Consider the following 19,968-nt stretch of genomic DNA (forward strand, 5'->3'; position numbering starts at 1 on the left):
GCGTGATGGATTTCGATGTGCGTATTGGCATCAACCCGATTTCCTGGAGTAATGACGACCTGCCGCAACTGGGCGGTCATATCCCGCTGGAAACCTGCCTGCAGGAGGGCGCGGAAATCGGCTATGCCGGCTTCGAGCTGGGCAACAAGTTTCCCAAAGACCCGCAGGCGCTGCGCGACAAGATGGCCGAATACGGCGTGGCGGTGGTGTCCGGCTGGCATTCCGGCCATCTGGCCGAGGGCTCGGTAGAGGATGAAATCGTGGCGGCCACTGCCCATGTGGACAAGCTGGTGTTCAACGGTTGCCAGGTGCTGGTGTATGGCGAGGTGGCCGGTTCGGTGCAGGGACAGCAGCAAACGCCACTTTCGCAACGACCACGCTTTGCCAGCCAGCAGCAATGGCGCGATTACGCCGCGCGGCTGGATGCCTTTGCTGCCTGGCTGAAGGGCAAGGGCATCACCCTGGCCTATCACCATCACATGGGCGCGTATTGCGAAACCAGTGCCGACCTGGACTTGTTGATGTCGCTCACCGGGCCGGATGTCGGCCTGCTGTTTGATACCGGCCACATCACTTTTGCCGGAGGCGATGCCTATGTCGAGCTGCTCAAGCATGTGGACCGGGTGGTGCATGTGCATTGCAAGGATGTGCGACGGGCGGTGATGCAACAGGCCAAGGCGGAAAATTGGAGCTTTCTGGATGCCGTGCTCAAGGGGGTGTTTACCGTGCCGGGCGACGGCATGATCGACTTCGCGCCCATTCTGGCCACGCTGCAACGGCATGGTTATCGCGGCTGGCTGGTGGTGGAAGCCGAGCAGGACCCGGCGCTGGCACCCAGCTATGAATACGCCAAGAAGGGCTACGACTACCTGGCCGCCCTGTGCAACAGCCTGCGCCAGCCGGTTGTTGCCTGAAATCCCTGCTTGCCGGTGAAGCTGGCAGCAGTATCAGTAGCCATGCCATGTCGGCATGGCTTTTTCATTTTTCGGTACTGCCAGCTTTTTGCCAAAAATAAATCTTGTTAATCAGTAAGATAACTGCCGTTTATGCTGCGGTGTGGCAAGCTGCTGCTGCCATTGTTTGGCCGATGACGCTGGCAAAATATAGAAAAATATTTCTACGTGCAGTGCAGCATGAAATTTTATTTGCAATATTGATGCGGCTCACTTATCTTAGCTGCACGACAACACGATATGCGCATCGCATTGCACTGCAACATGAGCGGTCGGCGGCATGTCGGGATCGAACTCACACCATAAGGACAGGAGACGCATCAATGAAACGCATCACCAAGCTTGCTGGTTCCGCAGTGTTCTTTTCCCTCACCATGCTGGCCATGCCGGCATCCGCCGCCAAACTGGGCGTGACCATGTCCGCCTTTGACGACAACTTCCTCACCGTGCTGCGCAATAACATGAAAACCTATGCCGGCAGCCAGAAGGGTGTGGACATCCAGTTTGAAGATGCGCAGAACGATGTTGGCCGCCAGCTCAGCCAGGTACAAAACTTCATTGCCCAGAAAGTGGATGCCATCATTGTCAACGTGGTGGATACCGATGCCACCCCGAAAATCACCAAGCTGGCGCAAAGCGCCGGCATTCCGCTGGTGTACGTAAACCGCATGCCGGCTGACAAGACCTTGCCTGCCAAGGTGGCCTTTGTCGGCTCCAACGAGGCCGAATCCGGCACCGTGCAGATGAAAGAGGTGTGCCGCCTGATGAAGGGCAAGGGCAATATCGTGGTGATGATGGGCGACCTGGCCAACCAGGCTGCGCGCCAGCGTACCAAGGATGTGGAAGAAGTCATCGCCAAGGCCCCGTGTAACGGCATCAGGGTTGTAGAAAAACAGACCGCCAAATGGTCGCGCACCGATGGCCGCGACCTGATGATGAACTGGCTGAGTGCCGGCCTGCAGTTTGACGCTGTGGTGTCGAATAACGACGAAATGGCATTAGGTGCCATCCAGGCGCTCAAGTCCGCCAAGCGTCTGGACAAAACCATCGTGGCTGGCGTGGATGCCACCCAGGATGCCCTCACCGCGATGAAAAACGGCGAGCTGAAAGTGACGGTGTTCCAGAATGCCGCCGGTCAGGGCAAGGGGGCGGTGGACACCGCTCTCAAGCTGTCGCGTGGCGAAAAGCTGCCGTCGATGATCTGGGTGCCGTTCGAGCTGGTTACTCCGGCCAACCTGAAGAACTACCAGTCGCGCAACTAATGCTGAAGCGGGCGGTAGCAAGAGACTGCCGCCCGGTACTCAAGGAGGAGAGCAAGCCATGTTGAGTCTGGCCCCGGAAAAACCGAAGGCAGCCGCCCCGTCCCACCCGCCGGTGAACAGCGAAACGCTGCTGATTGAAGTGGAAGGTGTACGCAAGGCTTTTCCCGGTGTGGTGGCGCTGGATGATGTGTCCTTCCGCCTGCGTGCCGGTACCGTGCATGCGCTGATGGGCGAAAACGGCGCCGGCAAGTCCACGCTGATGAAAATCCTGGCCGGGGTGTATATCCCGGACCAGGGCGTCTATCGCCTGCACGGTCGCGACATCGCGCTGACTTCGCCGCTGGATGCCCTGGAAAACGGCATCGCCATGATTCATCAGGAACTCAACCTGATGCCCTTCATGAGCATTGCCGAAAACATCTGGATCCGCCGCGAGCCGCTGAACCGCTTCGGCCTGATCGACCACGCCAGAATGTACCAGATGACCCGTGAGCTGTTTGCCCAACTGGCCATCGATCTGGACCCCGAGGCCAAGGTGGCCAGCCTGAGCATTTCCAGCCGCCAGATGGTGGAGATTGCCCGTGCGGTGTCGTACAACTCCGACGTGCTGATCATGGACGAACCTACGTCAGCACTGACCGAGCACGAAGTCGCCCACCTGTTCCGCATCGTGCGCATGCTGCGCGAGCAGGGCAAGGGCATCATCTACATCACCCACAAGATGAATGAGCTGTTCGAGATTGCCGACGAGGTGTCGGTATTCCGCGATGGCCATTTCATCGGCTGCAAGCGGGTGGAACAGCTCAGCCACGATGAAGTGATCCGCATGATGGTGGGGCGTGAAATCACCGAGATGTTCCCCAAGACCATCGTGCCGATTGGCGAGGTGGCACTGGAAGTGGAACAGCTCACCCTCGATGGTGTATTCCACGATGTGTCCTTTTCCGTGCGCCAGGGGGAAATCCTCGGTGTGGCGGGGCTGATCGGCTCCGGCCGCAGCAATGTGGCGGAAACCCTGTTTGGCGTCAGCCCGGCCAGCAGCGGCCAGATCCGCATCAATGGCCAGGCGGTGACGGTGGATTCGCCGCGCACTGCCATGCAGCACGGCATGGCCTTTCTCACCGAAGACCGCAAGGACACCGGCTGTTTTCTCAACCTGAGCATTCAGGAAAACATGCAGATTTCAGTGCTGGGCGGAGACAATCTCAAGGCCGGTTTCGTGCGGCAACAGGCGCTGGATGAAATGTGCGCGGCCATGTCCGGCACGCTGCGGGTGAAAACGCCGAATCTGGAAGAACGCATCGAGAACCTGTCCGGTGGCAACCAGCAGAAGGTATTGATAGGCCGCTGGCTGCTGACCAACCCGAAAATACTGATTCTGGATGAACCCACCCGCGGTATCGATGTGGGCGCCAAGGCCGAAATCCACAAACTGATCTGCAAGCTGGCCGGGCAGGGCGTGGCCGTCATCATGATTTCGTCGGAGCTGCCCGAGGTGCTGGGCATGAGTGACCGCATCATGGTGATGCATGAGGGCCGGGTGACCGGCATTGTCGACCGTGCCGACGCCACCCAGGTCAGCATCATGACGCTGGCTGCCGGTTGAGCGTCAGACGCTTGAGCAGCCAAGCACAATAACAGCAGGAGAAGACAAAATGGCAATCAGCAATACGCAAGCACTGGGCAAATCCCCCAAGTCCGGCGCGTTCAGGTTCAAGCTTCCCGCCGAAGCGCGCATCTTCATGGTGCTGCTGGGCGTGGCCCTGGTATTTGAATTATTGGGCTGGCTGTTTGTTGGCCAAAGCTTCATCGCCAACAAGGAAAGACTGATCGTGATGGTGCTGCAGGTGTCGGTCATCGGCATCATCGCGGTGGGCGTCACCCAGATCATCATCATGGGCGGCATCGACCTCTCATCCGGCTCGGTGGTGGCACTTACCGCCATGGTGTCGGCCAGTCTGGCGCAAACTTCGGACTTTGCCCGCGCGGTATTCCCATCACTGACCGACCTGCCGGTAATCGCACCGCTGGCCGCCGGCTTGCTGGTGGGGCTGGTGTGCGGACTGATCAACGGCGCGGTGATTGCCAAAACGGCGATCCCGCCCTTCATCGCCACACTGGGCATGATGGTGACCGCCCGTGGTTTGGCCAAGTGGTACACCCAGGGTGAACCCATCAGCATGTTGTCGGACCACTATGCCGCCATCGGTGCCGGCATCAATCCCATCATCATCTTCCTGCTGACGGCGCTGGCCTTCCACATCATCCTCAGCTACACCCGCTACGGCAAATATACCTACGCCATCGGTGCCAACCGCGCCGCCGCGCGGGTGGCCGGCATCAATGTCAACCGTCACCTGATTTTGGTGTACACCGTGGCCGGCCTGCTGTCCGGGCTGGCCGGGGTGGTAACGTCGGCGCGGGCGGTGTCCGGTCAGGCCGGCATGGGCATGATGTATGAGCTGGATGCCATTGCCGCCGCGGTGATTGGTGGCACCTCGCTCAATGGCGGCCTGGGCAAGATTACCGGCACGGTGATTGGCGCGCTGATTCTGGGCACCATGACGTCCGGCTTCACCTTCCTGCGTATCGACGCCTATTACCAGGAAATCGTCAAAGGCATCATCATCGTGGTGGCCGTGGTGGCGGACCAGTACCGCCAGCGTAATCGCCGCAGCTGATAGACCGCTATCACACAGCGGGTGTGGCAGCAGTTAAACTGTGGCCGGAGTCACACCCGGCTGTCTTGATGCGGCATGGCAATGCGGCAGGAATCTCTCAGCAGGGTGTTGATCGGGAAGGTGCGCCTTCCCGTTTTTTCATTGTTGCGGAAACCTGTTGTGCGCCCGAATCCTGTTGTGAGAGTGAATCAAGCTGTGCGTCCCGGTCTGGCAGAAGCCACGCTGGTGCTGGTTACCCTGATTGCCGGTTTTGGCTGGCTGTGTTCCAAGGAGGTGCTGCGCGGCATGCCGCCCTTGCTGTTTCTGGGCGTGCGCTTTGGCAGCGCCGGTGTGGTGCTGGCCTTGCTGGCGCGCTGGCGCGGCCAGCCGCTGCCATGGCGTTTGCCGGCCAGCAGTTGGTGGAGTGCGGCCTTGCTGGCGCTGGCCATGGCCCTGTGGATGTTGGCGCTGCAACTGAGCAATAACCTGGGGGTGGGGGCGTTTATTGGCAGCCTGGGGGTGGTGCTGGCCCCGGTGCTGGCGCGGCTGATGTTTGGCACCGTGCTGCTGGTGCAAACCTTGTGGGCCATGCCGCTGGCGGCGCTGGGGGTGGCGGCCATGGCCTTGCATGGTGGCGGGCAACTGGCGGCGGCGGACGCGCTGTTCCTGGCCTCGGCGCTGGCGATGTCGGTATTTCTCAATCTGAACGGCAGGGCCGGGAGCCAGGCTCCGGCATTGTCATTGTCTGCCTTGCAACTGCTGTTGGCTGGCTGCGCCGGCTTTGTCGGCAGTGCTTATGCGGAACACTGGCCAGTTGCGCTCAGTCCCGCTGTCTGGAGCTGGCTGCTGGTGAGCATCCTGCTGGCCACCTGCGGGCGCTTCTTCCTGCAAGGCTGGGCGCAGGCGCGGGTGCCAATGCAGCGTTCGGCCTTCATCCTGCTGCTGGAGCCGGTATGGACCGCCATCCTGGCCTGGTTGTGGTTTGGCAGCGGCATGAGCGCCAGTCAGCTGACCGGCGCGGGCCTTATCATGTCGTCCTTGCTGATCAGTCGTCGTAAGCCCCGGCGTCGCGGGTCTCTTCAATCACCAGTTCCAGCCGGTAAGACAGGGCAATGAACAAGGCCTGACACAGGCTGATGGTGCTGGTGAGCGAACGGAAGGAAAACGCCGTGCCCTCTTTTACCGTCAGTACCGCGTCGGCATTGCGTGCCAGCGGGCTTAACTGGCTGTCGGTAATCACCAGTTGTCTGGCCTTGTTCTGCGCGGCCACGCGCGCGCAGTAACGGGTTTCCTTGCCATAGGGCTGGAAGCTGATGGCAATCAGCAGGTCGTTTTCGCGGATGCTGCGGATCTGGTCGTGGTACATGCCGCCCAGGCCGGAAACCAGATGCACCCGCTTGGCAGTGTGTTGCAAGGCATAGCTGATATAGCTGGCAATCGGAAACATGCGCCGTACCGCCACCACATAGATATTCTCCGCCTTCACCAGCAGTTCCACCGCCTTGTCGATGGCCGCCGGGTCCAGCGCTTGCGACAACTCGTCCAGCCCTTGCTGGCAGGCCGTGATGAAGTTCTGCGTCACCTGGGTATTGCTCAGCGGCGTGTCCTGGGTGGCAATCACGCTGCGGATGCGCTTCTGGTAATTGTTGACATTGCCACCGGCCGGGGCAAAGGCATCGCGGAACACCGTCTGCATATCGGAAAAGCCGCTGAAACCAAAGCGCTGGGCAAAACGCACGATGGCGGAAGGTTGCACCTCGCAGGCCTGGGCAATGTCGGTAATGCGTTCCAGCACCAGGGTCTGGCGGTGTTCTTCTACATATTTGGCAATGACTTTCAGCTGCTTGCTCAGGTCTTCGTATTCCTCGGCGATGCGTTGCATCAGCTGATCGGCGCTTATTTCCTTGGTCATGGCAGGAATGTTCGGCAATGTGGATGGCGTCATTTTAGAGTGAAACCGGCGCACTACAAAAACATTTTTCGGAAAATAATTTCTATTAGAAAATAAATACGAAAAAAAAGTTGCATTCGTCAGGCCGCCGATTTATGCTGGACTTCACCGATAAGGCTGACGGCGCACTTCCCCGGGCGGGTGGAAGCGGGCCGCAGCGGCGGACAGTCACTCAACGAGACAAAGAATGTACATCATGCAAAACACCACCCATTTTGCTGCCGACCGACCGCTGGACCTGATCTGCCTGGGCAGACTGGCCATCGACTTGTATGCCCGCCAACTGGGAGCCCGGCTGGAAGACGCCAGCAGCTTTGCCCGCTATCTGGGCGGCTCCTCCGCCAACATCGCTTTCGGTACTGCCCGCCTCGGCCTGAAGTCGGCCATGCTGTCCCGCGTGGGCGACGAACACATGGGCCGCTACCTGCTGGACACCCTGTCTGCCGAAGGCTGTGATGTCAGCCAGGTGAAGGTAGACCCGGAGCGGCTTACCGCGCTGGTGCTGTTGGGCATCAAGGACCGCGATACCTTCCCCCTGCTGTTCTACCGTGAAAACTGTGCCGATATGGCGCTGGAAGAAGCGGATATCAATGAAGACTTCATTGCCTCCAGCAAGGCGCTGCTGATTACCGGCACCCACTTTTCCACTGCCAAGGTGAATGCCGCCAGCCGCAAGGCGCTGGCGCTGGCACGAAAGCACGATGTGCGCACCGTGCTGGATATCGACTATCGCCCGGTGCTGTGGGGCATTACCGGCCGTGGCAATGGCGAGGAGCGCTATATCGCCAGCGACGGGGTGACTGCCCATTTGCAATCGGTGCTGCCGCTGTTCGACCTGATTGTCGGCACCGAAGAAGAAATCAATATCGCCGGGGGCTCGGACGATTTGCTCACCAGCCTGGCCACCGTGCGCCAGCTGGCTCCGCAGGCCACGCTGGTGGTGAAGCGTGGCCCGCTGGGCTGCGCGGTGATTCCTGGTGCCATCCCGGCGCGTATCGAGGATGCGTTCTCGGTCAAGGGCGCGCAGGTGGAAGTGATGAATGTGCTGGGCGCGGGCGATGCCTTTCTGTCCGGCTTCTTGTCCGGCTGGCTGCATGGCCGCGACTATGGCTGGTGCTGCACCCGCGCCAATGCCTGCGGCGCGCTGGTGGTGTCGCGCCATGGCTGCTCGCCAGCCATGCCCACTCCGGCCGAACTGGATTATTTCCTCGGTCTGGAACAGACACCGCTGCGACCGGGTGACGATGCCACGCTCAGCCGCCTGCACCGGGTCAGCATCAAGCGCAAGCAATGGGATGACCTGTGCGTGTTTGCCTTCGACCACCGCAACCAGTTTTTCGAGCTGGCGCGGCAAAGCGGGGCGGACGAGGCGCGCATTTCCGTGCTCAAGCGCCTGCTGGTGGAGGCGGTGGCGCAAACCGAAAGCGCACTGCAATTGCAAGGCCATATCGGCATTCTGGTGGATGACCGCTACGGCGAGGACGCCATGTATGCCGCCACCGGTCGCGGCTGGTGGATAGGCCGTCCGGTGGAACTGCCCGGTTCCAACCCGCTGGAATTCGACCGTGGCCGCACCGCCACCGCCCGGCTGGAAAGCTGGCCGCAGGAACACATCATCAAATGTCTGGTGCAGTACCACCCGGACGACACACTGGAAAACCGGCTGGAGCAGGAAGCCCAGGTGCGCGCCATTTACGAAGCCGCTCAACTGAGCGGACATGAGCTGCTGCTGGAAGTGATTCCGTCGAAAAAGCTGCCGCAACAGTCGGACACCGTGCTGCGCGCACTCAAGCGTTTTTACAATCTGGGCATCTATCCGGAGTGGTGGAAGCTGGAATCCATGTCGGCCGCGCAATGGCAGGCGGTGGACGCGCTGCTGGCCGAGCGTGACCCCTATTGCCGTGGCGTGGTGCTGCTGGGCCTGCATGCTTCGCTGGATGTGCTGCGTCAGGGTTTTGCCGATGCGGCCGCCAGCCGCAGCTGCCGTGGTTTCATGGTGGGACGCACGCTGTTCCACGAACCGTCACAACGCTGGCTGGCCGGCGAACTGGACGATGCCGGGCTGATTGCAGCCGCCCGTGGCAATTTTGAAACCCTGATCGACATCTGGCGCAGCCGTCGCCAGCCGCGCTAAGCCACCGGGAGACCATCATGAACAAGCCATTTCAGGTAAAAATCGGCATCAACCCCATTTCCTGGTGCAATGACGACCTGCCCTCGCTGGGCGGGGAGGTCACACTGGACACCATTTTGCGCGAAGGTGCGCGCATCGGTTATCAGGGCTTCGAGCTGGGCAACAAGTTTCCGCGCGACCCGCAAACGCTGGCTGCCGTATTACAGCCTTATGGCGTGGAGTGCGTTTCCGGCTGGCATTCCGGATATCTGGCGGAAAGCAGCGTGGAAGAGGAAATCCGCCGCGTGGAGCCGCATCTGCAATTGCTGGTGCAAAACGGCTGCAAGGTGATGGTGTATGGCGAGGTGGCCAGTGCCATTCAGGGCCAGCCCCAGCCCTTGTACAAGCGCCCGCGTTTCACCAGTCAACAGCAATGGCTGGCCTATGGCGCGCGGCTGAACGAATTTGCCCGCCATCTGCAATCACGCGGCATCACCCTGGCTTATCACCACCATATGGGGGCCTATGTCGAAACCGCGCAGGACATCGACCAGTTGATGGCGGTGACCGGCCCGGAAGTCGGCCTGCTGTTTGATACCGGCCACATCACTTTTGCCGGTGGCGATGCGCTGGCCGTACTGAACAAACATATTGCCCGCGTGGTGCATGTGCATTGCAAGGATGTGCGCCCGCAAGTGGTGAAACAGGCCTGGAACGGCAACTGGAGCTTTTTGCAGGCGGTGATCAATGGCGCGTTTACCGTGCCGGGTGATGGCTGCATCGACTTTGCCGCCATCCTGCACACACTGGCGCAGCATGATTATCAGGGCTGGCTGGTGGTGGAGGCCGAGCAGGACCCGGTCGTCGCCCCCAGCTATGAATACGCCGACAAGGGCTATCGCACCTTGTCCGCACTGGTGGCGGCCATCAATCAGCAGGAAAGGAATGTGGCATGAGCTTGTTGGTCAAGGCAGGCAAGGGGCGCGAAATTGCCGACATCACCCCGCACAGCGCCGGTTGGCAACATGTGGGTTTCCGCGCCGTGCGGCTGGCGGTGGGTGAACAGGAAAGCTGGCAGGATGCCGGGCGCGAATGCTGTCTGGTGGTGCTGACCGGCAAGGTGGCGGTGCAGGCAGGTAGTCTGTACTGGGACAGCCTGGGCGAGCGCAGCAGCGTGTTCGACGAGCAGGCACCGTGGGCGGTGTATGTCCCGGCCGGCGAGCCTCTTACCATCACCGCACTGACCCCGGCCGAAGTGGCCTTGTGTTCGGCACCTGGCCAGCCGGGCCGCGAGGTGCGGCTGATTGCCCCTGCCAGCATGCAGCGCAGTGTGCGCGGCAAGGGGGCCAACACCCGCTATGTGACTGACATCCTGCCGCAGACCGAGCCGGCCGACGGCCTCTTGGTGGTGGAGGTGATCACCCCGTCCGGCCATTCTTCCAGCTACCCGCCGCACAAGCACGATCTGGACAATCTGCCAGCGGAAAGCGCACTGGAAGAAACTTATTACCACCGCATCGACCCGCCGCAGGGTTTTGCCTTCCAGCGGGTCTACACCGACGACCGCAGCCTGGACGAATCCCACGCCGTGGAAAACCACGACGTGATGATGGTGCCGCGCGGCTATCACCCGGTGTGCGTGCCCTATGGCTACCAGTCCTATTACCTCAACGTGATGGCCGGGCCCAAACGCCAGTGGTCCTTCCACAACGACCCGCAGCACGAATGGCTGTTGCAACTACCTGATTGAGGCCATGGCGCCGGGCTGTCCTGGTCCGGCGCTGGTTGTCACATTCCCGCTCATTTTCCATTTGATGCCCACCGCTCAGGGGCAGGCCCCCGGCTTGCCCGCAGCAAGGAGAAACCATGTTGCAGATTCCGCATTTCATCAATGGCCAGCGTACTGCTGGTGTGGCACAACGTTACAGTGCCGTGTTCAACCCGGCATTGGGACGTCCGCAGGCCGAAGTGGCCCTGGCCGAGCCGCAGGATGTGGCCGCCGCCGTGGCCGCCGCCCATGCGGCCTTTCCGGCCTGGGCGGCACTGTCTCCGCTCAAGCGCTCGCGCATCCTGTTCCGCTTCAAAAGCATTCTGGAGGAACGCCAGCGCGAACTGGCAGCGGTGATTTCCAGCGAGCATGGCAAGGTGGAGTCCGACGCTCAGGGCGAAGTGCAGCGCGGGCTGGAAGTGGTGGAGTTTGCCTGCGGCATTCCGCAGTTGCTCAAGGGCGAATACACCGAGCAGGTGGCCACCGGCGTGGATGCCTGGACCATGCGCCAGCCGCTGGGCGTAGTGGCCGGCATCACACCGTTCAACTTCCCGGCCATGGTGCCGATGTGGATGTTCCCGGTGGCGCTGGCCTGCGGTAATACCTTCATCCTCAAGCCTTCCGAGCGCGATCCGTCCGCTGCTGTCTTGATTGCCGAATGGCTGCAGGAAGCCGGGCTGCCGGATGGCGTGTTCAATGTGCTGCAAGGCGACAAGCTGGCGGTAGATGGCCTGCTTACCCATCCAGACGTGGCCGCGGTCAGCTTTGTCGGCTCCACCCCGATTGCCCGCTATATCTATGAAACCGGTGCCGCACACGGCAAGCGGGTGCAAGCGCTGGGCGGGGCCAAGAACCATATGGTGGTGCTGCCGGATGCCGACCTGGACATGACCATCGAAGCGCTGATGGGTGCGGCCTATGGTTCGGCTGGCGAGCGTTGCATGGCCATCTCCGTGGCCGTGGCCGTGGGTGAGGTGGCTGACACGCTGGTGGCGCGGCTGGCCGAGCGTACCCGCCAGTTGCGCATCAATGTCGGAACCGACCCCAAGGCCGAAATGGGTCCGCTGGTAACGCGCCAGCATCTGGACAAGGTGAGCGGCTATATCGCGCAAGGGGTGGCCGAAGGCGCCAGACTGGTGGTGGATGGCCGTGGCCTGGTGGTGCCAGGCTGCGAGGAAGGCTTCTTCATCGGCGGCACGCTGTTCGATCACGTCACCCCGGAGATGACCATCTATCAGGAAGAAATCTTCGGCCCGGTGCTGGCCGTGGTGCGGGTGGACAGTCTGGAGGCGGCAGTAAAGCTGATCAACCAGCACGCCTATGGCAATGGCACGGCCATCTTTACCCGCAATGGCGGCGCGGCGCGGGAGTTTGCCCATCGCATTCAGGTGGGCATGGTGGGCATCAATGTGCCGATTCCGGTGCCCATGGCCTTCCACAGCTTTGGCGGCTGGAAAGCCTCGCTGTTTGGCGACCATCACATGCACGGCCCGGAAGGTGTGCGTTTTTACACCCGCATGAAGGCCATTACCAGCCGCTGGCCGGCCGGGCAGGTGCAGAGCGCAGAATTTGCCATGCCAACCCTGGGTTGAGCGGCAGCAAGGGGAGCCGTGCTCATCGCCTGGCTTCTCTTGCTCCGGACATGGTGTGCATCCTCTGATTCACCTTCAGGCAGCCGTGGCTGCTTTTTTTCATCGGGGCAAACACAAGGCCCGCCTTGTTGAAGGGCGGGCCGGTGTGCTGATTGGTGCAATTACTGACCGGCGGGAGCCAGCAGTGCGGTGTAGCCCAGGCTGCGCAGCTTGGCCATGGCCTCGTCCGCCTCGGCGCGACTTTTGAATGGTCCCAGTTGCACACGGGTTTCGGTATGCGCCTCGATACCCTTGGCCTTTAGCTCCTTCACCAGTTTTTCAGCATTGCCCGTGCTGGAAAACAAGCCCAACTGCAACTTGTAGCCCAGCGAGCTGCCTTCCGGCTTGGCCTTGCTCAGTGGCGCGCTCTGGGGCAGGGCGGTGGTTTCTGCATTACTCACCACCACCGATGGCACGGGGCTGGCAGATGGTGCAGGCTTGCTGGCCGCTGTGTGCGGTGCAGCGGTGTTGGTCATCGCTGGCGGGGCCGGATTGGGTGTGTTGCTGGTGGTGCTGGTGGGGGGCTTGCCGGCAGCTTTGCCGGCAGGCGGGTGCGCCAGCGGTGCTGTCACCGGTTTGGCACTGGCCACCGCCGGGGTTTTGCTGATATCCGGAGTCTGCGGGGGCGCAGCAAGTGGTGCTGCGGGCGAGGGCGAGCTGCCCGCATCCGTTACGGGTGCGCTGGCTTCGGCCACGGGGGTACTGGCGCTGGTGGGTTCGGCAGCCGGTACTTCTGCTGCCGGGGCTGAGGTGGGGTTGACGATCTTGCCCGAACTGCCTGCTGGTGTGCTGGCTGTCATGTCCACTTTGGGCTTTTTCATGCCATCCAATACCGGAATTGCCGCCAGCGCCACGGCCACCAGGCCGCCGGCAATCGCCAGCCGCTTTTTCAGCTTGCTGTTGAGGTCTTTTTCATCCGGCTCCGTGCCGGGGTGCTGCCCTTGGTTTTGTTCTGTCATGGCCTTGAATTTTATGCAGCAGAGGCTTGAAAAGGCTGGTAAAATGTCGGGTTCCTCAGAATTGCGTAACCCGAGTGGATAAGCTACAGCCTAGTTTAGCCACTTGTTCTGTTATTTGGGAGTATTTGGGAGATATTTATGGCAATTGAACGTACCCTGTCCATCGTTAAGCCGGATGCCGTCGCCAAGAACGTGATTGGCAAGATCTACGACCGTTTCGAATCCGCCGGTCTGAAAATTGTAGCCGCCAAGCTCAAGCAACTGTCCCGTGCAGAAGCCGAAGGCTTCTACGCCGTACACAAAGAACGTCCTTTCTTCAAGGATCTGGTTGACTTCATGGTTTCCGGCCCGGTGATGATCCAGGCTCTGGAAGGTGAAAACGCCATCGCCAAGAACCGCGAACTGATGGGCGCCACCGACCCGAAAAAAGCTGACGCCGGCACCATCCGCGCTGACTTCGCCGAGTCGATCGACGCTAACGCCGTACACGGCTCCGACAGCGCTGAAAACGCTGCCATCGAAGTGGCTTACTTCTTTGCCGCTTCCGAGATCTACTCCCGTTAATCTCGTTCTGCCGTAATGGATGTATCTGGCGGCAGCCTGGTGGCTGCCGCTGTTTTACCGAGGATTGCATGAAAACCAACCTGCTCGACTTCAATCTGGACCAGTTGACCGAACACTTTGCCGCCATGGGAGAAAAACCCTTCCGTGCCAAGCAGGTGATGCGCTGGATGCACCAGATGGGCGAAGACGATTTCGACGCGATGACCGACCTGGCCAAGAGCCTGCGTGCCAAGCTGCACGAGCGTGCCGAGGTGCGCGTACCGTCGCTGATGACCGGGCAGGCGTCCAGTGATGGTACCCGCAAGTGGCTGCTTGACGTCGGCACCGGCAACGGTGTGGAAACCGTGTTCATTCCGGAAGACGACCGCGGCACCTTGTGCGTGTCATCCCAGGTGGGTTGTGCGCTGGAGTGTACCTTCTGCTCCACCGGCCGCCAGGGTTTCAACCGCAATCTCTCCACCGCCGAGATCATCGGCCAGTTGTGGTGGGCCAACAAGGCCATGGGCGTGACGCCCAAGAACGAACGCGTCATCTCCAATGTGGTGATGATGGGCATGGGCGAGCCACTGGCCAACTTCGACAATGTGGTCAGCGCGCTGCAAATCATGCTGGACGACCACGGCTACGGCCTCAGCCGCCGCCGTGTGACGCTGTCCACCTCCGGCCTGGTGCCGCAGATGGACCGCCTGCGCGAAGCCTGTCCGGTGGCGCTGGCCGTCAGCCTGCACGCCCCCAACGATGCGATTCGCGATGAAATCGTCCCCATCAACAAGAAATATCCGCTCAAGGAGCTGATGGCAGCCTGCCAGCGTTATCTGGAAAAGGCCCCGCGCGATTTCATCACCTTTGAATATGTGATGCTGGACGGCATCAACGACCGGCCGGAACATGCGCGCCAACTGCTGGAACTGGTGCGCGATGTACCGTGCAAGTTCAACCTGATACCGTTCAATCCCTTCCCCAATTCGGGGTACGATCGCTCCAGCAATAATGCAATCCGTATTTTCCGGGAAATGTTGCAGGAGCAAGGCTACGTGGTTACCGTAAGGAAAACCCGCGGCGACGATATCGATGCCGCCTGTGGGCAGTTGGCGGGACAGGTGATGGACAAGACCCGCCGTCAGGTCAAATGGATGCAGATCGCGCAGGAGAATCAAGAATGATCAAGTGGCGAGTGTGGATGGCAGTGAGCCTGTTGGCGTATTCCTGTGTCGCATTCGCCGCTCCGGCCAACCGGAAACTGGCGGAAATCCGCAGCCAGTTGGCCGTCGAATATGCTTCCCTCGGCAATTTGCCGGTGGCGCTGGAGTCGGCCAACGATGCCGTCAATGCCGATGACGGCTTTGTCGGTGCCTACCTTACCCGTGCCTACATCTTCACGCTGATGCAGTTGGATGCCGATGCCGAGAAGAACTTTCTGAAGGCTTTGCAGGTCGACCCAAACAGTCCAGAAGCCAATAACAACTATGGCCAGTTTCTGTGCGAACATGATCGCCCGCGGCAGGCCATGGATTATCTGGCCAAGGCAATCGCCAATCCGCTGTATCAAACCCCGCAAACGGCCTATCTGAACATGGGCCGTTGCAGTGTAAAACTGGGTGAAACCACCCAGGCCAATGATTACCTGTTGACCGCATTGCGGCTGTCTGCGGACTATCCGCCCGCACTGCGGGAGCTGGCGGCCTTGCATCTGGAGCTGGGCAATGCCAAGCTGGCATCCTTTTATTTTTCCCGCTTGCTGAAAATTGTCGGGAATACCCCGCCCGGTGCCGATGTGCTGTGGCTGGGGGTGCAAATTGCCAGAAAAGGGGGAGACCGGGCGCATGAGGCGGAATATTCGGCCCTGCTGAAAAACAAATACCCGGACTCCAAGGAAACTCAAATGCTGTTGAGTGGAAGCTGAAGATGGAACAGGAAGCAAATGACCAGCCTGCCGGCTTTGAGGTCGGTGCGGCGCTGAAAGCAGCGCGCGAGCGGGCCGGCATGAGCCTGGGCGAAGTGGCCGACAGGCTGAAGCTTTCCATCCGCCAACTGGAAGCCATCGAACACGATGATTTCCAGCAATTGCCGGGTGCAACCTTTGTCCGTGGTTTCGTCAGGAATTATGCGCGCTTTCTCCGGGTTGACCCGGAACCATTGATGGCCAGGCTGGAGCAGCAGTTTCCATCGGCAGTCAATGACGTGGTCAATCTGGTCAAGCATGAGGCGCAGGGTGATGCCGTGGCACACGCTGCGCAGGCAAGCGGACTGGACAGCGCACAGGCAGCGGGCGGTAAGGCCGGCAAATGGCTGATCATCGTACTGCTGCTGGCGGCACTGGCTGCTGCCGTCGCCTGGTTCCTGTCGCGGCCCGCCGATAAGGCGGATGACAGCAAGCAAAGCTTGCAACCCATGCTGACGGAACAGGCCGCCTCGGCAGCGACGCCAGCCTCGGCTGCCTTGCCGCAGCCCGCGGCGGCATCCGCGCCGCAAGCCGCGCCAACGGCCATTACGCAGCCGGTTGCATCGGCCCCCGCCGTGGTGACGCAGCCGGCCCCGCCAGCCAGCAAGCCGCAGGCCAGCGCGCCAAGTGCAGGGGATGCCACCGCCAGCGCCGCGACCGGCAAGATCAGCCTCAGTGCCAAGCAGGCAGCGTGGATCTCCGTCATTGATGCCACCGGCAAGAAGCTGCAATTTGGCACGCTGGAAGCAGGTGGCAGTAAGGAGTTGAGCGGTACGCCGCCGTTCCAGCTGAAAATTGGCAATGCGGCCCAGGTTGAACTCAGTTTTAACGGACAGCCGGTAGCGCTGGCCGACAAGATTCGTGGCACTACTGCCAAAATTAAACTCAAGTAAATGCGGATTGTTGCATGAATAGCGTGAATATCGCGCGACGCCCCACCCGCCAGGTGCGTGTGGGGCATGTCATGGTGGGGTCGGCTGCACCGGTTGTGGTGCAGTCCATGACCAATACCGACACGGCAGACGCCATCGCCACCGTAGAACAGGTTTATCAGTTATCCCAGGCAGGCTCCGAGCTGGTGCGCATTACGGTCAATTCGCCGGAAGCTGCCGCGCGCGTGGCGGAAATCCGTCAGCGCCTGGACGACATGGGCTGTGATGTCCCGCTGGTGGGCGATTTCCATTTCAATGGCGAACGCCTGCTCAAGGAATACCCCGACTGTGCCCGCGCGCTGGCCAAATACCGAATCAATCCTGGCAATGTCGGCAAGGGTGCCAAGGGGGACGACAAGTTCGCCTACATGATCCGCACCGCGGCCGAGCTGGACAAACCGGTGCGCATCGGCGTGAACTGGGGCAGCCTGGATCAGGCGCTGCTGGCACGCATGCTGGATGCCAACAATCGCAAGCCGCAGCCCTTGCCACTGGAACTGGTGATGCGCGAAGCGCTGATCGTGTCGGCACTGGAGTCCGCCGACAAGGCGATGGAGCTTGGTTTGCCGGCAGATAACATCCTGCTGTCGTGCAAGGTCAGCAATGTGCAGGATTTGATCACCGTTTACCGTGATCTGGGCAAGCGTTGCGATTTCCCGCTGCATCTGGGCCTCACCGAAGCCGGCATGGGCAGCAAGGGCATCGTGGCTTCTTCCGCGGCGCTGGCCATTCTGTTGCAGGAAGGCATTGGCGATACTATCCGTATTTCGCTCACGCCGCAGCCGGGCGAAGCACGTACCCGTGAAGTGGTGGTGGCGCAGGAACTGCTGCAAACCATGGGCTTGCGCAGCTTCACCCCGCTGGTGACTGCCTGTCCCGGCTGTGGCCGCACCACCAGCACTTTTTTTCAGGAACTGGCCGACCAGATTCAAAGCTATCTGCGCGAGCAGATGCCCATCTGGCGTTTGCAGTACCCTGGCGTAGAAGACATGAAGGTGGCGGTGATGGGCTGTGTGGTAAACGGTCCGGGCGAAAGCAAGCTGGCCGACATCGGCATTTCGCTGCCGGGCACCGGAGAGGTACCGGTGGCACCGGTCTACGTGGATGGTCAGAAAGATGTCACCCTGAAAGGCGACAATATCGCGGCAGAATTCATGGCGCTGGTGAACAACTATGTTCACAGCCGTTTTGGTGAAGGTGGCAGCAAGCGTCGGGAAGCACCGGCTGCACGCACCATTCCCATCCTGCCGCAGCGCTGAGCGCAGGCAGCACCGGGCTGGCAAGATCAACCGAATAGCAAGAAAAAATATCAAATGGCGCAAAAATTGCAGGCAATCAAGGGCATGAATGATGTACTGCCCGCCGAGTCGTACCAATGGGAATACTTTGAAGGCGTACTGCGCAAGCTGCTGGCCGACTATGGCTATCAGAACATCCGCACCCCGATTGTGGAAACCACACCGCTGTTTGTGCGGGCCATTGGCGAAGTGACCGATGTGGTCGAAAAGGAAATGTACACCTTTGTCGACAGCCTCAACGGAGACAGCCTGACGCTGCGTCCGGAAGGTACCGCCGGTACCTTGCGTGCCGTGGTGGAACATACCTTGCTGTACAACACCACGCAGAAGCTGTGGTATATGGGCCCGATGTTCCGTCACGAAAAGCCGCAAAAAGGCCGCTATCGTCAGTTCCACCAGATGGGTATCGAGGCGCTGGGCTTTGCCGGTCCGGATATCGACGCCGAAATCATCGCCATGACTGCCGACCTGTGGCAGCGCCTGGGCCTGAGCCAGTATGTCCGTCTGGAAATCAACTCGCTGGGCAATGCCGAAGAACGTGCCGCTCACCGCAAGGCGCTGATCAGCTATCTGGAAGGCTTTGTCGACATTCTGGATGAAGACGGCAAACGCCGTTTGTATACCAATCCGCTGCGCGTGCTGGATACCAAGAATCCGGCATTGCAGGACATGGCCAATAATGCGCCGCGCTTGTCCGATTATCTGGGCGAAGCCTCACGCGCCCATTACGAAGGCTGGAAGGCCATGATTGGCGCACTGGGCATCGACTTTGTCGAAAACCCGCGCCTGGTCCGTGGCCTGGATTACTACAATCAGTCCGTGTTCGAGTGGGTGACCACCGAACTGGGCGCACAAGGCACGGTATGTGCCGGTGGCCGTTACGATGGCCTGATTGAACAACTGGGTGGCAAGCCTGCACCGGGCATCGGTTTTGGCATGGGTCTGGAGCGCGTGCTGCTGCTGTTGCAGGACAAGGGTTTGTTGCCGGCGGCACGCAGCGTGGATGTCTACATCGTGCAGCAGGGCGATGGTGCCGCCATGTATGCGATGAAACTGGCCCAGCAGTTGCGTAGTGCCGGGCTGTCGGTCATCCAGCACCTGGGTGAAGGCAGCTTCAAGTCACAAATGAAAAAGGCCGATGGCAGCGGTGCAGAGTTTGCCGTCATCATCGGTGAAAACGAAATGGCGGCTGGTCAGGCCGTGGTCAAGCCCATGCGTGCCGAGGCAGCACAGCAAACCGTGGCGCTGGACCAGGTCGCTTCAACCATTGCCGCGATCAAGGCTTGATATAAGGGGGGTGCGCAATGGCGTACGACTTGCAGGAACAGGAACAGATCGACTCCATGAAAGCCTTCTGGCAACAGTGGGGCAAACTGATTGGCGGCGCAGTGCTGGCCATCAGCGTGGCCTACCTGGGCTATAAGGGCTATGGCTACTATCAGGCTGCGCAGGCCAGTAAGGCCGCCGTGGTGTTTGCCGATGTGGAGCAGGCTGCGCAGACGCAGGATGTGGCCAAGCTCAAGTCGGCAGCAGCATTGCTGCAGTCCGACTATGCCGCTACGGCCTACGCCGCCGATGCCGCCTTGCTGGCGGCCAAGGTTGCGTTTGAAAAGAACGATCTGGCCACAGCCCAGACCCAGCTTTCCTGGGTGGTGCAGAATGTGAAGGATGAGGCCATGGTTGCCGTGGCGCACCTGCGCCTGGCCACCATTCAGCTGGATCAGAAGCATTACGATGCCGCCATTGCGGAACTTGGTCAGGCTCACCCCAGCGCCTTTGATGCACTGTTCCTTGATTTGAAGGGTGATGTGCATGCCGCTAAAGGCGATAAGGCCGCTGCCCGTGATGCGTACAAGGCCGCCCTGGCCAAGCTGGTGGGGGAATCACCCAACCGCCAGTTCATTCAGACCAAACTCGACGCACTGGGAGGTTAAT

General features: G+C 60.6%; 18 protein-coding genes. 16 read left to right on the forward strand and 2 right to left on the reverse strand.

Annotated features, from left to right (window positions below):
* Window positions 1–5 precede the first annotated feature (5 nt).
* The 5 genes from iolE (DLM_RS02750) (at window position 6) to DLM_RS02770 (ending at window position 5,991) form a co-directional block, all read left to right on the forward strand.
* Window positions 6–914, forward strand: a complete 909-nt coding sequence (gene iolE, locus DLM_RS02750; RefSeq protein WP_197715564.1) for a myo-inosose-2 dehydratase — start codon at window positions 6–8, stop codon at window positions 912–914.
* 362 nt (window positions 915–1,276) lie between these two features.
* Entirely contained in the window at window positions 1,277–2,215 is a 939-nt protein-coding gene (locus DLM_RS02755; protein WP_089084900.1) for a sugar ABC transporter substrate-binding protein, read from the forward strand.
* Window positions 2,216–2,273: 58 nt separating this feature from the next.
* Entirely contained in the window at window positions 2,274–3,821 is a 1,548-nt protein-coding gene (locus DLM_RS02760) for a sugar ABC transporter ATP-binding protein (RefSeq protein ID WP_089084899.1), read from the forward strand.
* A 49-nt stretch (window positions 3,822–3,870) separates the two neighbouring features.
* Window positions 3,871–4,896: an ABC transporter permease gene (locus tag DLM_RS02765; RefSeq protein WP_089084898.1), complete on the forward strand. Its 1,026-nt coding sequence runs from the start codon at window positions 3,871–3,873 to the stop codon at window positions 4,894–4,896.
* A gap of 177 nt (window positions 4,897–5,073) precedes the next feature.
* Complete coding sequence (locus DLM_RS02770; protein ID WP_167467026.1) at window positions 5,074–5,991, forward strand: DMT family transporter; 918 nt, start codon at window positions 5,074–5,076, stop codon at window positions 5,989–5,991.
* Here the strand turns inward: DLM_RS02770 and DLM_RS02775 are convergent.
* Entirely contained in the window at window positions 5,921–6,787 is an 867-nt protein-coding gene (locus tag DLM_RS02775; protein WP_197715497.1) for a MurR/RpiR family transcriptional regulator, read from the reverse strand. The genes DLM_RS02770 and DLM_RS02775 overlap by 71 nt on opposite strands.
* A 235-nt stretch (window positions 6,788–7,022) precedes the next feature.
* Here DLM_RS02775 and DLM_RS02780 point away from each other — a divergent pair, with 235 nt between their 5' ends.
* From DLM_RS02780 to DLM_RS02795, 4 genes are all read left to right on the forward strand, one after another.
* Window positions 7,023–8,960, forward strand: coding sequence for a bifunctional 5-dehydro-2-deoxygluconokinase/5-dehydro-2-deoxyphosphogluconate aldolase (locus DLM_RS02780; protein ID WP_089085089.1), 1,938 nt, complete (start codon window positions 7,023–7,025; stop codon window positions 8,958–8,960).
* A 17-nt stretch (window positions 8,961–8,977) separates the two neighbouring features.
* Window positions 8,978–9,895: a myo-inosose-2 dehydratase gene (gene iolE, locus DLM_RS02785; protein ID WP_089084895.1), complete on the forward strand. Its 918-nt coding sequence runs from the start codon at window positions 8,978–8,980 to the stop codon at window positions 9,893–9,895.
* A complete protein-coding gene (gene iolB, locus DLM_RS02790; protein ID WP_089084894.1) occupies window positions 9,892–10,689 on the forward strand; it encodes a 5-deoxy-glucuronate isomerase in 798 nt (265 codons plus the stop codon). Before iolE (DLM_RS02785) ends, iolB begins: the two co-directional genes overlap by 4 nt.
* A gap of 116 nt (window positions 10,690–10,805) precedes the next feature.
* Window positions 10,806–12,299: a CoA-acylating methylmalonate-semialdehyde dehydrogenase gene (locus DLM_RS02795; RefSeq protein ID WP_089084893.1), complete on the forward strand. Its 1,494-nt coding sequence runs from the start codon at window positions 10,806–10,808 to the stop codon at window positions 12,297–12,299.
* A gap of 161 nt (window positions 12,300–12,460) precedes the next feature.
* Here DLM_RS02795 and DLM_RS02800 read toward each other — a convergent pair whose 3' ends face one another.
* Window positions 12,461–13,297 carry an SPOR domain-containing protein gene (locus DLM_RS02800; protein ID WP_089084892.1) on the reverse strand — a complete coding sequence of 279 codons (837 nt, stop codon included), beginning with the start codon at window positions 13,295–13,297 and terminating at the stop codon, window positions 12,461–12,463.
* Between the two features lie 138 nt (window positions 13,298–13,435).
* Here DLM_RS02800 and ndk point away from each other — a divergent pair, with 138 nt between their 5' ends.
* From ndk to DLM_RS02835, 7 genes are all read left to right on the forward strand, one after another.
* Entirely contained in the window at window positions 13,436–13,861 is a 426-nt protein-coding gene (gene ndk / locus DLM_RS02805) for a nucleoside-diphosphate kinase (protein ID WP_059287534.1), read from the forward strand.
* A 68-nt stretch (window positions 13,862–13,929) separates the two neighbouring features.
* Window positions 13,930–15,024, forward strand: coding sequence for a 23S rRNA (adenine(2503)-C(2))-methyltransferase RlmN (gene rlmN / locus DLM_RS02810; protein ID WP_089084891.1), 1,095 nt, complete (start codon window positions 13,930–13,932; stop codon window positions 15,022–15,024).
* Window positions 15,021–15,764, forward strand: coding sequence for a type IV pilus biogenesis/stability protein PilW (pilW, locus tag DLM_RS02815; RefSeq protein ID WP_231960020.1), 744 nt, complete (start codon window positions 15,021–15,023; stop codon window positions 15,762–15,764). Before rlmN ends, pilW begins: the two co-directional genes overlap by 4 nt.
* 2 nt (window positions 15,765–15,766) lie before the next feature.
* Window positions 15,767–16,696 carry a RodZ domain-containing protein gene (locus DLM_RS02820; RefSeq protein WP_089084889.1) on the forward strand — a complete coding sequence of 310 codons (930 nt, stop codon included), beginning with the start codon at window positions 15,767–15,769 and terminating at the stop codon, window positions 16,694–16,696.
* Window positions 16,697–16,710: 14 nt separating this feature from the next.
* A complete protein-coding gene (gene ispG, locus DLM_RS02825; RefSeq protein ID WP_089084888.1) occupies window positions 16,711–17,994 on the forward strand; it encodes a flavodoxin-dependent (E)-4-hydroxy-3-methylbut-2-enyl-diphosphate synthase in 1,284 nt (427 codons plus the stop codon).
* Window positions 17,995–18,048: 54 nt separating this feature from the next.
* Window positions 18,049–19,320, forward strand: a complete 1,272-nt coding sequence (gene hisS, locus DLM_RS02830; RefSeq protein WP_089084887.1) for a histidine--tRNA ligase — start codon at window positions 18,049–18,051, stop codon at window positions 19,318–19,320.
* Window positions 19,321–19,337: 17 nt separating this feature from the next.
* Window positions 19,338–19,967, forward strand: a complete 630-nt coding sequence (locus tag DLM_RS02835) for a YfgM family protein (protein WP_089084886.1) — start codon at window positions 19,338–19,340, stop codon at window positions 19,965–19,967.
* The last annotated feature ends 1 nt before the right edge of the window (window position 19,968 follow it).

Origin of the sequence: Aquitalea magnusonii (genome assembly GCF_002217795.2) — a bacterium.
GTDB classification, from domain to species: Bacteria; Pseudomonadota; Gammaproteobacteria; order Burkholderiales; family Chromobacteriaceae; genus Aquitalea; species Aquitalea magnusonii_B.

What these genes read in the sequence shown, in the direction of transcription:
- iolE (WP_197715564.1), top strand. Translation starts at nt 6, where the DNA reads ATGGATTTCGATGTGCGTATTGGCATCAACCCGATTTCCTGGAGTAAT.
- DLM_RS02755 (WP_089084900.1), top strand. Translation starts at nt 1,277, where the DNA reads ATGAAACGCATCACCAAGCTTGCTGGTTCCGCAGTGTTCTTTTCCCTC.
- DLM_RS02760 (WP_089084899.1), top strand. Translation starts at nt 2,274, where the DNA reads ATGTTGAGTCTGGCCCCGGAAAAACCGAAGGCAGCCGCCCCGTCCCAC.
- DLM_RS02765 (WP_089084898.1), top strand. Translation starts at nt 3,871, where the DNA reads ATGGCAATCAGCAATACGCAAGCACTGGGCAAATCCCCCAAGTCCGGC.
- DLM_RS02775 (WP_197715497.1), bottom strand. Translation starts at nt 6,787, where the DNA reads ATGACCAAGGAAATAAGCGCCGATCAGCTGATGCAACGCATCGCCGAG.
- DLM_RS02780 (WP_089085089.1), top strand. Translation starts at nt 7,023, where the DNA reads ATGCAAAACACCACCCATTTTGCTGCCGACCGACCGCTGGACCTGATC.
- iolE (WP_089084895.1), top strand. Translation starts at nt 8,978, where the DNA reads ATGAACAAGCCATTTCAGGTAAAAATCGGCATCAACCCCATTTCCTGG.
- iolB (WP_089084894.1), top strand. Translation starts at nt 9,892, where the DNA reads ATGAGCTTGTTGGTCAAGGCAGGCAAGGGGCGCGAAATTGCCGACATC.
- DLM_RS02795 (WP_089084893.1), top strand. Translation starts at nt 10,806, where the DNA reads ATGTTGCAGATTCCGCATTTCATCAATGGCCAGCGTACTGCTGGTGTG.
- DLM_RS02800 (WP_089084892.1), bottom strand. Translation starts at nt 13,297, where the DNA reads ATGACAGAACAAAACCAAGGGCAGCACCCCGGCACGGAGCCGGATGAA.
- ndk (WP_059287534.1), top strand. Translation starts at nt 13,436, where the DNA reads ATGGCAATTGAACGTACCCTGTCCATCGTTAAGCCGGATGCCGTCGCC.
- rlmN (WP_089084891.1), top strand. Translation starts at nt 13,930, where the DNA reads ATGAAAACCAACCTGCTCGACTTCAATCTGGACCAGTTGACCGAACAC.
- pilW (WP_231960020.1), top strand. Translation starts at nt 15,021, where the DNA reads ATGATCAAGTGGCGAGTGTGGATGGCAGTGAGCCTGTTGGCGTATTCC.
- DLM_RS02820 (WP_089084889.1), top strand. Translation starts at nt 15,767, where the DNA reads ATGGAACAGGAAGCAAATGACCAGCCTGCCGGCTTTGAGGTCGGTGCG.
- ispG (WP_089084888.1), top strand. Translation starts at nt 16,711, where the DNA reads ATGAATAGCGTGAATATCGCGCGACGCCCCACCCGCCAGGTGCGTGTG.
- hisS (WP_089084887.1), top strand. Translation starts at nt 18,049, where the DNA reads ATGGCGCAAAAATTGCAGGCAATCAAGGGCATGAATGATGTACTGCCC.
- DLM_RS02835 (WP_089084886.1), top strand. Translation starts at nt 19,338, where the DNA reads ATGGCGTACGACTTGCAGGAACAGGAACAGATCGACTCCATGAAAGCC.